We start from the raw sequence: 12,336 nt of genomic DNA on the forward strand, positions 1-12,336 counted from the left end.
ACCATTTGCAGTAAGGTATTCAAGTGATCGCAATCGGTTCCTGATCTAATAAATCTAGGATATGAAAACTCGGATCTAGGAACTCAACGTCATTTCCCCTATATTAGAATGACTTTACAAGAAAGAACCTCAATGAGTTAAGGAGCGAGCGCAATGACAAAAAGGACCAAGCCAGAGATTTTGGCTCAGCAAACTGTCGCTCAATCAAAACTATTCTCTATCGAGTCTCTCGATTTACGCTTTTCAAACGGTGAAGAGCGCACTTACGAACGCATGAAGCCTAGTGGTCGCAATGCAGTAATGATGGTTCCGATTACTGAGCAAGGCGATATTCTATTAGTGCGTGAATACGCCGCGGGTACTGAGCGTTATGAATTAGGCTTTCCAAAAGGTCTCATTGACCCAGGAGAGCAGCCTAATGAAGCCGCCGTTCGCGAATTAAAAGAAGAGATAGGCTTTGGTGCCAACAAGCTTACCCCGCTAAAAGAAGTGATTCTCGCGCCCTCTTACTTCTCTAGCAAAATGACGCTATTCATCGCAGAAGAGCTCTATCCAGAGAAATTAGAAGGTGATGAGCCTGAGCCGCTGGATATTGTTCGCTGGCCACTTGCTCAAGCTGAAGAGCTATTAACACATCTCGACTTCTGTGAGGCTCGCAGTATTACCGCCCTACTATTAACCCTTCGAGTCTTAAACAACAATTAGAACAAACAGGCTCGCTCGAAGAGTAAGAGAATATTTATGCCAATAACAAAAGATTTATCTCATCTCCTTCCCTCTGTCATTGAGATTGCTCGCTCCGCAGGGCAACTCATCTTAGAGATCTATGAGAAAAAAGATTACGAAGAGTTCACCAAAAGCGATGACACACCTGTCACCAGTGCCGATCTCGCCGCACATAAGCTGATCTCGAAAAAACTCACTGAACTCACACCTGATATTCCCGTTTTATCTGAAGAAGCCGCCGACATCAGCCTAGAGCAGCGTTCTCAATGGGATCGCTACTGGTTGGTTGACCCACTCGATGGCACGCAAGAATTCATCGCTCGAAGTGGCGACTTTGCAACAATCATCGCCTTAATTGAGCACAACAAGCCAGTAATGGGCGTGGTGTATGCGCCAGTTTCAGGGGTGAGCTATTACGCTTATAGCGGTAAAGGCGCTTGGAAAATTCCAGACCTCAACGACAGCGTGAAAATCAAAACGCATCATCACGAGCTACCAAACCAATCGATCGCGATGGCGATCAGTCGTCGTCAAGACATCAACCGCATCACTAGCCGTATGAGCTCAGCTTGGAACTATGACTTGGTTCCACTAGGTTCCGCTGCACTTAAGGCATGTTTAGTGGCGGAAGGCGCTGTGGACTGTTACCTAAGAATAGGCCCAACCGGCGAGTGGGATACCGCAGCAACGCAATGTATTGTTGAAGAAGCGGGAGGCCGAATCCTAAGCACTCAATTAGAGCCACTTTCTTATAACGAAAGAGAGACGCTTGAGAACCCGAACTTCATTGTTCTTGGTGATGCAGACTTACCTTGGGCTGAGATACTTCAGGGTAAAGATTAGCGTCTGTAACTTACCGATATTCAAACAAAATGGGCACCTCAGTGAGGTGCCCATTTTTTATATCTCGCGATTTAATAACCAAATTCACTCACCAACAGCGCCTATCTCAGAAGTAGATACCGAGCTAAAAACGACCTTGGTAGGTAAATTGATACTTACCTTGGTTATCTGGATTACCCAACCATTTAAGCTGATTTTGCATCGTTGGCGGGAATTCAACACCCGGTTTAAACCACGCTGCAGATGTGTAGCGCTGGTTAGGTGTTAGACTCGCTGAGAACTCACTGTCTACTTGAGTGCTCTTCTGAACGCCTTTGGCTGCAATTGTACTGTCTTCACAGCTGATGTCAGCAATCACAGGGCCGAGATCTAGCGCACCCACAGGGGAATCAACGGCAGCGCCAGACCAAGCAAGCGTGCCTTCGCCCGATTGGCACCAAGGTTGAGCATGAACCGCATGCTTAATCGTCAGTTCAACTTGTCCGCCAATAGCAACCGGGACTGGGATCACTGGTGCGTATTTCATCACGTTCATAGCAGGCATTGAAGCCACTAAGTTTTCGGCATACGCGCCGCTCATGCTGTACCCGACACGTCCTTTGCCTGATAAGTTCATATCGCTATTACGACCAAAACGAACCGCGAGCTCAGCTTTAGCCTGTAGGAGTTTAGAAAACTGGAAGTCCCACTGTACTGAGCCGTAATTGATGCGCTGCCAAACGATATTGTTAGCGCTGCCTTGCCAAACGGTGCCCTCAACGCCTTCGATATTCAAACCGCGTACCACAGGTGCATGTTTGAGAGCAAAAGAAGCCGGCAAGTGCAGCAACAGGCTGACTGAGAAGAAGACGATAAAGATGCTACTGAAGAGCAGGCCATACTTAAAAGATAAACCGCGTTTCACATTAACCTCGTTTAAACTGTAGTCGGTTGACATCAATAACCCCAGGGCTATCAGAGCGATCAATATCCATAAATTCAACCTCAACACCCTGCTTTTCTTTCAGGTATGTCAGCCAGTCTACGAACTTATTAAATGGCACCGGCTTTACCCACACTTGCAGCATCTCGCCACGTGGTTGTACACGGATCAGCTCGATGTTAAAACGACGCATAGAAGCGGGTACCGACTGGTTTAAAGGCTGGCTCGCACTGATGCCGCCGCTGCCTCTTAATTCAACCACTTCATTGGCTTTATTCGTAACCCAAGCCAGCAATTGCTTCTCACTTTGAATACGGCTCTGCGCCAGCTCAGCTCGTTGGCTAAGTGGTTGTATTAATCCCCAATAGACAATACCCAGTATCAATAAAATAGAACAACCAATGACTAATCGTTGTTCCCTCTGACTTATTGAAGTCCACCACGCTTGGAGTGGTTCAATCATATTTCTCATCACTGCTCTCCTTGCGTTGGTTATTGACGGGGTTTAAGAGTAAAACTGCCAAAGACAGCATCACCATTGCGATTTAGTGGGCCTTGTTCCACGGAAAATTTCTGTTCGAGTTTCTCTCTGGCAGTCTCAAAGTGCTGAAAATTCGAACTTTTCGCCTGCAGTCGAACCTCAGAGCGGTTACCGTCGTAACGAATACTTTCAACTTCGATCGATGTCACTTTGCCTAAGGTCTCTGGCAGCAGCGCTAACCAGCCGAGTAAGGAATCGCCCTCACCCGAGCCACCGTATTTCTTAGCTTCATCGTTCATTTGACGCTTGAGGTAACTCACGGTCGGAATGCGTTGCTTGCCTGGTAGTACGGCTCTAAAGATACGTTCACTCTCCATGCGGTAAGCTTGTGCTTGCGCTTCGTATTGCTGAACCTTTAACACTTGTTGAGTCACAATCACGGCCACCAGCAAGCAAGCAGCAATCGCTACTTTCTGCCATACGCGCCAATATTTACTGAATGAAGATTTAGTTTTAAAGGTGCCAGTCAGTAAATTCACACTGCTTGCGATCGCTTGTTGGCTCAATAGAGACATCACCAACTCAGCAGGCTTAGCTTGCCAATTCACACCACTTTGCTGTTGAACATCGTCACTCGGCATCGCTGTATAGCTGAAGATAGTCGTAGGTTGTTCTGCATCGTCAGCAACCCAGTCACTTTGCAAAAACATCGGCAACCATGCTTCGCTGATCGATACCGCTTGATAGTGACCTTGGCGTTGAGAGTTACCTTGGCGTAACAGCCAATGTTGGTCTATCTGCAATGCACTAATGCCGTGCTCTTCCAAAGGCACAGCGAGTGTATCTGGCAAGACCTTGCGAAAGATAATATTGGCTTCACGAAACTTACCTAGCGCTTGTCTTAACCATTCATGCTCAACACCACATACCGTGGCATGAGTGGTATCTTTATCTAAAATGGTTAAGTGCAAGTCTTCGATATCTTGTGCCACTTCGTCTTCTAACAAAAATGGCAGCATAGAGTCGAACTGGCGAGCAGCACCTTTCGGGATCTCAACACGCTTAATTAAGCACTCATTTCCCGGCAATAAAGCAATACAACTGCGCTTTTCAGCGTAAGGTGTTAATTCACCAAGCTGTTCCCAGCTCGACAATTCACCACTTGCTATCACTTCTTGTTGGCTTGTCGACCAAACTAACCACTGCACAGGGCTTTGTGGTTCGCTACTCAGTCGAACGGTCAGAAACTCGCTCACTGATTCCTCCAAAACGACGGCGTACTACCGTCACTGTTTCTCGATTACTACTATAGAAAAGCGACCGTATACGTACACGTGACTGCTCAACTAATACCTCTGCATCTAGCTCAAAATAGGCGCTATCTACAGTTAAATATGCTTTCGCTTTCTTGCTAACTTCGGCACTCACACCGACAATGGCAGACTCCGCCATAAATGCATCTACCGTATCCCAACCATCAAATGGGCGTTTATCTATCAGCTGTTTAGCATCCGATTCACTTAAGCCCGGCGCGAACATCGCTTCCAATAAAGGCGCCTGATTTTCCGTGAGTGTATTCACATTCAATCGGAAGTCGTCGGTTGGTAAAGCGCAAACCAAAGGGCGAACTTTATTCATCACATCACCGGTAACCTGATACACCGCTCGTAGCTCCGATTCATCGGCCATTAAACCATTGGCCGCCAAATACGATGGCTTCATCGCTTCATAGGTGCTGTCTTCTACGCCAGACGAAGAAGTGGTTCGGGTATCAGCATCAACAAACTCCCAGCTTGAATTCGCGATAACCTCAGCCTGATAAGGGTCAATATCTTGGTTTTCCAATAAGGTTTGCCAAACTGTCACTAAATAAGGTGTTTGGTTACTTGAAGTTGTCGTAACACCCGCTAGCGCATTAAGATTAAAGCAAGCTTGCGCATCCACGATACGGCCTTTGACTTGCCCATAATCTAATGGATAGACCTGCTCCTCTAACGCCCATGGTTGGCTTAGATTCACAGTATCACTGTCTTTATAGCTTTGCCTAATACCGTCTTGTACAAGCGCTTCTACACCAATGCTATACCAGTAAGCTTGTTGGTAATTTAACTGATTACCAACGCGTTTGAATTGAGTAAACAGACGCTCAGACATACTGCCTGCAATGGTTGCCATGATCGCCAATAGCATCAAAATAACGATCAATGCTACACCGCGTTGTTTACGCCCTATGACCGAACGTCTCTTAGCAGGACGATTGATTCGATTAGCCATTGCTGTCCTCACTACTTGAAGAGTCATCAGCTTGGTCTAACGTACCACTAGGCGTAAGATAAACACGTTCTATCTCACCATAATCTTTCAATGTTAGCTTGAGTCTTACCGCTTTAGGCAGAGACTTATCAGTTTGCCACTCTTTCCCCCAACGACTGCCGTCATAAAACTCGAACTCCAAGCTTTCGACATCATCAAGTAAGGGAGTCATCACGCCTTGCTGGCCTGCTGGTGTATCTGGGTAGCGCCACCATACTCGCTCAAGCGTTTCTTCTTTGATGCGGTAACCCACTTTAGTCACCTCACCTCGAGGGAACTGCTGCTGCGGGTTATGCCAACCCAAACGAGTAAACATGATGCCAACACTGTCGGAATCCAGTAAATACTCTTTCAATAAGATCAGCTTAGATGATGCTTCTTCACCATCGGTGCGAAATTGTCTCGCTGCCATCTGACGAAAATCATTATCTAAAATGACCAAGCTACGCTGTAATTGATTCAAGCGCGCACTGCGTTCAATTGAGATTTCATTACTTCGTTGAACTTGGTTTACCACTTGATAAGCCGCCATGCTTAACGTGGCAAAGATAGCGATCGAGACCAAAACTTCGATTAAGGTAAAGCCTCTCCCTTTCGAGGATAGTCTTTGTTTGCGTGACAGACACTTAGATGAAACCTTAGCTGATGGCTTGACCCTACTTAACGACATGCTCTTATTTGACAACATGCTCTTATTTGACAACATAGCTGCGCACCGTAACCACTGGAGAGGCCTTCTTACTGGTTGCCGCGCTGACATCAAACGCCTTTAACAAATCACCGCTAGTATCAATTGGCGTCACTTTCCAGAACCACTCTCTTCCTGCTAACTCTTGCGTGCCCTGCGCTTTTTTAAGCTTGTCAGGATGCAGCATGACGAGAGCCATTTGATTGTCTACTACCATAGCTGCGAAGGTTTTTTCTTCTAGATAGCTAAGGGTATTAATGTGCTGAGTGACGGCACGAATAACACTGATCGCTGCCGTTGCGAAAATAGCGAGCGCAACTAATACTTCAAGCAGGGTCATTCCTCGAGAACCAAGAGTCATACCACGAGAACGATAAGGAGAGCCGTTATTCCTCTTCATCTTCTTCTCCTGGCTCAAGCAATCGAATAACGCCATTATCCAACACTCGAATGCGCCAACCATCTTGTATGGTGTCACCTGTATTTGGATAAAACGACAGCACAAATGGTGTCATTTCAGCACTCGATAAGATGTAGATCTGTGGTGGCTTAGGCTTTTTTTCCTCTTCAAGATCAGCAAACATATCTTCATCAAACAGGCTTCCTGGATTGAATAACCGATCATCGTCTTCCCATGCGCCACCACCTAAGGTCAGTGACAATGCGAGATCTTCTGGTAATTCAGTTAAAGAGGGGATTTTTTCGAACTCAGTTTCTTGCCAGCCATCAGACTTCAAAGTCATCAGAACGTAAGTCGATTTCTTTTCATCAACACGAACACCAAAATCTAAGCCACTCAAAATAGCCTCTTCATTAAGCAACTGAATTCGTTGATAAAAGCTGTGGGCATACTTTTTGGCGACGTCTTTACTATTGGTAGGTATGGTCGCGATCACTGCGACCGCCGTTACTGACAGTAATACCAACACCAAAAGAATCTCAATCAAGGTGAAACCTGGCTGTGTTTGCTTAGTTTTCACCTTGTAGACTCCATCTGTTTACGTCCTACCATCAATAACGTTTCAAGCTCAATAACTTATCAACCAACAGGAACGAATCAAACAACAAGCCGAAGCTTATTGGAAATCCTGCATGTTCCAGTTGCCGATATCTGCAGCAATCCCTTCACCACCTTCTTGGCCATCAGCACCAAGTGTGAAGATATCGATAGTGCCGTTATCACCAGGGCTTAGGTATTGGTACTCGTTACCCCATGGGTCGTTTGGCAAACGCTTGATGTAACCGCCGTCACGGTAGTTACGAGGCTCTGGGCTGCTTGGCTTGGAAACCAATGCATCAAGGCCTTGATCCGTTGTTGGGTAAACGCTGTTATCCAGTTTGTACATATCCAGCGCGTTCTCTAGCGCCACGATATCAGTGATCGCTTTCTGTTGATCAGCCTTCTCTTTGTTACCCAATAGGTTAGGTACAACAAAGCTCGCCAATACGCCGAGGATAACCACAACAACCATCACTTCTAGTAGGGTAAAGCCTGATTGTTTCTTCATTTTATTTTTCATTGTTTTCTCCAAATTACAGACAACGAGTGAAGGTAATAGTGTCCTTGTTCTCGCTCATCCAAAAACTAACGTCTTATGAGCCGTTGGTTAACCACTCATCAAATTATTCATTTCAAGCATCGGCATCAGCGTCGCCATCACAATGAACAGCACTAAGCCTGCCATCAAAGCGATAAGTGCTGGCGTAAAAATACCTAGCGCGATATTCACGGTCGACTCAAAGCTTTGGTCTTGGTTATCCGCCGCTCTTGTCAGCATCTGTTCCAGCTGGCCACTCTGCTCACCACTGGCAATCATATGCAGCATCATCGGTGGGAAGAGTTTGGTTTGATCGAGCGCTTTACGCAGGCTTGCCCCTTCTCTAACACTGTCTGATGCCTGCAGTACTTGTTGCTTCACATGGTGATTCGACATCACATCCACCGCAACCTTCATCCCTTCAAGAATAGGAATCGCACTCGAGGTACAAATAGAGAGTGTTCGAGCAAAACGAGAGGTATTGATCCCTTTCGCTATTTTACCAATCAGCGGGATACTCAATAATTTTCGATCCCAACTCATACGAACGCCCGGCTTTTTCAGTGCCGTCTTAATCAGAACAATCACACCAACAGTTAACAACAGTAATTGGATGCCCCAATCCTGGATAAATTCACTCGATGCTAATAAAAATTGTGTCGATTGCGGAAGTTCTTGGCCCATTTGAATAATGGGTTCAACGATCTTAGGTACTACCGTTGCCAATAGGAAAGAGACAATCGTCACCGCAAACACCACCAGCACAATCGGGTAGATCATCGCTTGCAGTAACTTAGAGCGCATCTTTTGACGATTTTCCGCGTAATCAGCTAATCGCTCCAATACCGCATCTAAGTGCCCTGATTTTTCGCCCGCCGCAACCATGGCTCTGAACAGTTCATCAAAGATATGTGGATAATCTGACAAGCTATCGGCTAACGAGTAACCTTCCGTCACTTTAGAGCGGACGGCAAGTAACATAGTTCGAATACGTGGTTTTTCCGATTGCTCGGCGACCGCTTTTAAACATTCTTCCAACGGCATACCAGATTGAACAAGCGTTGATATTTGACGCGTAATCAAAGCAAGATCAGGTGTACTGATACCACGCTTAAAACTGGTCGAAGGTTGAGAGCCTTTGGCATTTTTTGCCTTGGCTTCAGTCATCTCAACCGGCATTAAGCCTTGCTCTTTTAAGCGCTGGCGAGCCTGGCGAGCGTTATCCGCTTCAATAGACCCCTTTTTACTTTTACCTTTAGCATCCAGCGCTTTGTATTCAAATGCCGCCATACTAGACTTCCTTGGTAACGCGCATCACTTCTTCTAGGGACGTTATCCCTTTCAGAACTTTACTTAAGCCGTCATCTCTAATGCTTGGTGTCGTGCTACGAATGGCTTTTTCAATCGCCTGTTCACCTGCTTCGCTATGAATCAGCTCTTGGACTGAATCATCAATCATCAACAGTTCATGAATACCGGTACGGCCTCGATAACCTTTATGGCCGCACGCTTCACAACCTTTCGCATGGTAAAGCGTCAGGCTCTCTTTCTTCTTCAATCCAAACAGTTTTTTCTGTTCTTTGTCGGCTTCATAAGGCTCTTTGCAGTCGTTACACAAAGTACGAACCAAACGCTGAGCCAAAACACCCAGCAGCGAAGAAGAGATTAAGAAAGGTTCAATGCCCATATCACGTAGACGCGTGATCGCACCAATTGCTGTATTGGTGTGAAGGGTCGACATAACTAAGTGACCCGTCAAAGAGGCTTGAACAGCGATCTCAGCGGTCTCTAAGTCACGTATCTCACCAATCATAACCACATCGGGATCTTGACGAAGAATGGCACGTAAACCGCGCGCAAAGGTCATATCAACCTTAGGATTCACTTGTGTTTGGCCAATACCATCGATATCGAATTCGATTGGGTCTTCAACGGTTAAGATATTGCGCTCGTTGCTATTGAGCTCTTGCAGACCAGCGTACAAGGTCGTTGATTTACCAGAGCCCGTAGGACCAGTAACCAAGATAATGCCGTGTGGGCGCTGAATAAGCTTACGGAAGTTTTCGTGGTTTTCTGCGGTCATGCCTAAGCTGTGCAAGTCTAAGCGAGTCGCGTTTTTGTCCAACAGACGCATTACCACACGCTCACCATGTGAAGAAGGCATGGTTGAGACACGAACATCTACCGCACGACCACCGATACGCAGAGATATACGGCCATCTTGTGGCACGCGTTTTTCTGCAATATCCAGTTTAGCCATAACCTTTACACGTGAAACCAATAGCGGAGCCAGTTTACGGCTTGGCGCTAGAACATCACGCAACACACCGTCAACTCGGAAACGGATACAGAGTGACTTTTCAAAAGTTTCGATGTGTATATCCGAAGCGCCTTCTTTGATCGCCTCTCCCAACATCGCATTGATTAATTTGATGATAGGTGCATCGTCTTCCGATTCGAGTAGATCTTCATCTTGGGGCAGTTCTTCTGCCAATGAGAAGAAATCATCACTGTCAGCACCGATGTCTTCCATTAACTGCCGCGCTTCTGACGAATCACGTTGATAAGCATCGGTCAGTTTTTTATCAAACTCTTCTGCTGTAATAGCTTCTGGAGTAAAGCCATTTTTGACAACGCGGCTTACTTCAATGATCGCAGCTGATTTCAGTGGCTCAACATAATAAAGCACTGGCGCACGTTCAGGGTGCTGATATTCCAACACCATCTTGTAGCGATTCGCAAAGCTAAACGGTAAACGCTGATAAGTGCGTGCCGCCCCTACCAATTCAGACATTATTCTGTTTCCATTTGATCGATGAAGGCTTGGATTTCAGCCGGGTGATTCATATCGGAACCAAATTTAGGCAGTACCGGGATATTATCGTCATCCAGCAGCTTCAAACCTTGTTCAGACTTGTATAACTGCTCAGCACGAATGAAGTTGTACTTACGCTGAGTGATACCGTCGGCTGTCATGCCATCACGGATGATGGTTGGCTTGATGAAAACCATTAGGTTCTTTTTCTCAACCTGAGTACTGGTTGATTTAAACAGGTGTCCAAGTACTGGGATGTCACCCAAGAACGGCACCTTAGACTCACTTTCCAGTGCACGCTCATCAATCAAGCCACCCAGCACCAACATTTGACCGTCTTGAACAATCACAGACGTGTTCAGTTGACGCTTAGCAAAACGAACATCAACTGCACCATTGGCGCCCAATACGTTAGAGACTTCTTGTTCTATTTGCAGCTGAACCGAGTCACCTTCGTTGATTTGTGGCACCACTTTAAGCTTGATACCCACTTCTTTACGTTCAACCGTTTGGAATGGGTTGTCGTTGCTTGAACCTGCGGTAGAACCGGTTAGAACAGGCACTTCCTCACCCACAATGAATGAAGCCTCGCCATTGTCCATAACCGTGATGCTTGGAGAAGATAGGATGTTTGAGTTTGAGTCGGTCGCAACCGCGCTGATCAACGCTGTCCAATCACCCATAACAACACTCATTGCGGCGCCATTAACGCCAGAAAGAGCAGATGCCAAGGTAGAATAGTCACCCGATTCAGTGGTGGTTTCATTACGAACAAAGTCACCATTGTCATCATAAACGGCAGTGGTCGTTTCAGTGTCTTTGGCTTCTTCCAAACCAACCATCACGCCACCAATCGATGCACCGGTGTTACCATACTGAATCACTGCACCAGTATCTAGGTTACCCCACTGCACGCCAAGGTTAATGCCGTCACCTTCAGCCATCTCGACAATTAAGGCTTCGATCAACACTTGGGCACGACGAATATCCAACTGCGCGATAACGTCTTGCAGCGCGTTCATGATGTCTGGTTGTGCGGTAATGACCAACGAGTTGGTATCACTGTGGGCTGAGATCATGACTTGATTACGTTGCGATGAACTGCCTTTAGTTGAAGATTGTTTCTCTGACTGCAAGTTGTCCGATACGCCTTTCAACACATCGACAAGATCTTCCGCTTTTGCGTATTTAAGGTAGATAACTTGGTTGTTACCTTTGGTCGCCATCTCTACATCAAGCTGTTCAATCAGCTTTCTTAAACGGCTACGTACCTTTGGGTCACCGGAAATAAGAATTGCATTAGTACGCTCATCGGCAACCAATTTAGGCTGTAGGAATGCAGGTGTGTTTTTAGCATCGGTGGTTTTACTCAGAGCATCAACAATACGAACCATTTCTGCCGCCGATGCATTCTTTAGCTCAACGACTTCAATCTCTTTATCACCCGCTTGGTCAACACGCTTGATGATTTCTGCTAAACGGTTCACTACCGCCGCACGACCGGTAATCAAGATGATATTGGCAGGATCGTAGTGCACAACGTTACCCGCACCGGCATTATCGTTCAATTGACGAAGCAAAGGAGAAAGTTCACGAACCGAGACATTACGAACCGTCACAACACGCGTGACTACACTGTCGCCTGTGATCGAATCACGATCACCAACAACGGGAATTGCTGAGGTTTTAGAATCTTTGGCTTTGATGATCTTAAGAACGCCTGAGTCCATTTCAACGACCGCGTAGCCATACACTTCTAATACGTTTAGGAAGAAGCTGTAATATTGCTCTTCATTGAGTACGTCATAGCTACGTACATCAATTTTACCGCGCACCGATGGGTCAACGATGATCGTCTTCTCTAGGTTGCGGCCAACAATATTAATAAACTCTTGAATGTCAGTGCCCTTAAAGCTGGCACTAAAATCACTAGCGATGGCTGCGGGTGTGCAGATTAAGCTTCCTGCCAGTAACCATGCACTTTTCTTAAACCAATGCTTCACGTATTTC

13 protein-coding genes are annotated in these 12,336 nt (G+C 46.2%); 2 read left to right on the top strand and 11 right to left on the bottom strand.

Annotation, left to right across the window (positions count from 1 at the left end):
* Positions 1 to 153 precede the first annotated feature (153 nt).
* Complete coding sequence (gene nudE, locus SJY39_RS20280; protein WP_010433602.1) at positions 154 to 705, top strand: ADP compounds hydrolase NudE; 552 nt, start codon at positions 154 to 156, stop codon at positions 703 to 705.
* 36 nt (positions 706 to 741) lie between these two features.
* A complete protein-coding gene (gene cysQ, locus SJY39_RS20285) occupies positions 742 to 1,569 on the top strand; it encodes a 3'(2'),5'-bisphosphate nucleotidase CysQ (RefSeq protein WP_010433599.1) in 828 nt (275 codons plus the stop codon).
* 124 nt (positions 1,570 to 1,693) lie between these two features.
* Here cysQ and SJY39_RS20290 read toward each other — a convergent pair whose 3' ends face one another.
* From SJY39_RS20290 to gspD, 11 genes are all read right to left on the bottom strand, one after another.
* A complete protein-coding gene (locus SJY39_RS20290) occupies positions 1,694 to 2,473 on the bottom strand; it encodes a type II secretion system protein N (protein WP_029203047.1) in 780 nt (259 codons plus the stop codon).
* A 1-nt stretch (position 2,474) separates the two neighbouring features.
* Positions 2,475 to 2,963 (bottom strand): type II secretion system protein M, encoded by a 489-nt coding sequence (locus SJY39_RS20295; protein ID WP_016768269.1) that lies wholly within the window; start codon positions 2,961 to 2,963, stop codon positions 2,475 to 2,477.
* 20 nt (positions 2,964 to 2,983) lie between these two features.
* Positions 2,984 to 4,228 (bottom strand): type II secretion system protein GspL, encoded by a 1,245-nt coding sequence (gene gspL, locus SJY39_RS20300; protein ID WP_016768268.1) that lies wholly within the window; start codon positions 4,226 to 4,228, stop codon positions 2,984 to 2,986.
* A complete protein-coding gene (gene gspK, locus SJY39_RS20305; protein WP_010433573.1) occupies positions 4,197 to 5,246 on the bottom strand; it encodes a type II secretion system minor pseudopilin GspK in 1,050 nt (349 codons plus the stop codon). Before gspK ends, gspL begins: the two co-directional genes overlap by 32 nt.
* Entirely contained in the window at positions 5,239 to 5,991 is a 753-nt protein-coding gene (gspJ, locus tag SJY39_RS20310) for a type II secretion system minor pseudopilin GspJ (RefSeq protein ID WP_016788494.1), read from the bottom strand. Before gspJ ends, gspK begins: the two co-directional genes overlap by 8 nt.
* Entirely contained in the window at positions 5,978 to 6,373 is a 396-nt protein-coding gene (gspI, locus tag SJY39_RS20315) for a type II secretion system minor pseudopilin GspI (protein ID WP_010433567.1), read from the bottom strand. Before gspI ends, gspJ begins: the two co-directional genes overlap by 14 nt.
* A complete protein-coding gene (gspH, locus tag SJY39_RS20320) occupies positions 6,360 to 6,953 on the bottom strand; it encodes a type II secretion system minor pseudopilin GspH (protein ID WP_010433564.1) in 594 nt (197 codons plus the stop codon). Before gspH ends, gspI begins: the two co-directional genes overlap by 14 nt.
* A gap of 96 nt (positions 6,954 to 7,049) precedes the next feature.
* Positions 7,050 to 7,493, bottom strand: a complete 444-nt coding sequence (gene gspG / locus SJY39_RS20325) for a type II secretion system major pseudopilin GspG (RefSeq protein ID WP_004741459.1) — start codon at positions 7,491 to 7,493, stop codon at positions 7,050 to 7,052.
* An 87-nt stretch (positions 7,494 to 7,580) separates the two neighbouring features.
* The gene (gene gspF / locus SJY39_RS20330; protein WP_010433558.1) at positions 7,581 to 8,801 is read right to left on the bottom strand and encodes a type II secretion system inner membrane protein GspF; all 1,221 of its coding nucleotides are present in this window, start codon (positions 8,799 to 8,801) and stop codon (positions 7,581 to 7,583) included.
* A gap of 1 nt (position 8,802) precedes the next feature.
* Positions 8,803 to 10,305 carry a type II secretion system ATPase GspE gene (gene gspE / locus SJY39_RS20335; protein WP_010433557.1) on the bottom strand — a complete coding sequence of 501 codons (1,503 nt, stop codon included), beginning with the start codon at positions 10,303 to 10,305 and terminating at the stop codon, positions 8,803 to 8,805.
* Positions 10,305 to 12,329 (bottom strand): type II secretion system secretin GspD, encoded by a 2,025-nt coding sequence (gene gspD / locus SJY39_RS20340; protein WP_016791472.1) that lies wholly within the window; start codon positions 12,327 to 12,329, stop codon positions 10,305 to 10,307. The genes gspE and gspD overlap by 1 nt, the downstream gene beginning before the upstream one ends.
* Between the last annotated feature and the right edge of the window lie 7 nt (positions 12,330 to 12,336).

It is taken from the genome of Vibrio sp. R78045 (genome assembly GCF_042466085.1).
GTDB classification, from domain to species: domain Bacteria; phylum Pseudomonadota; class Gammaproteobacteria; order Enterobacterales; family Vibrionaceae; genus Vibrio; species Vibrio cyclitrophicus.

Excerpts from the sequence above, each read along its gene's own strand:
- nudE (WP_010433602.1), top strand. The coding sequence starts at position 154 with ATGACAAAAAGGACCAAGCCAGAGATTTTGGCTCAGCAAACTGTCGCT.
- cysQ (WP_010433599.1), top strand. The coding sequence starts at position 742 with ATGCCAATAACAAAAGATTTATCTCATCTCCTTCCCTCTGTCATTGAG.
- SJY39_RS20295 (WP_016768269.1), bottom strand. The coding sequence starts at position 2,963 with ATGAGAAATATGATTGAACCACTCCAAGCGTGGTGGACTTCAATAAGT.
- gspK (WP_010433573.1), bottom strand. The coding sequence starts at position 5,246 with ATGGCTAATCGAATCAATCGTCCTGCTAAGAGACGTTCGGTCATAGGG.
- gspJ (WP_016788494.1), bottom strand. The coding sequence starts at position 5,991 with ATGTTGTCAAATAAGAGCATGTTGTCAAATAAGAGCATGTCGTTAAGT.
- gspI (WP_010433567.1), bottom strand. The coding sequence starts at position 6,373 with ATGAAGAGGAATAACGGCTCTCCTTATCGTTCTCGTGGTATGACTCTT.
- gspG (WP_004741459.1), bottom strand. The coding sequence starts at position 7,493 with ATGAAAAATAAAATGAAGAAACAATCAGGCTTTACCCTACTAGAAGTG.
- gspF (WP_010433558.1), bottom strand. The coding sequence starts at position 8,801 with ATGGCGGCATTTGAATACAAAGCGCTGGATGCTAAAGGTAAAAGTAAA.
- gspE (WP_010433557.1), bottom strand. The coding sequence starts at position 10,305 with ATGTCTGAATTGGTAGGGGCGGCACGCACTTATCAGCGTTTACCGTTT.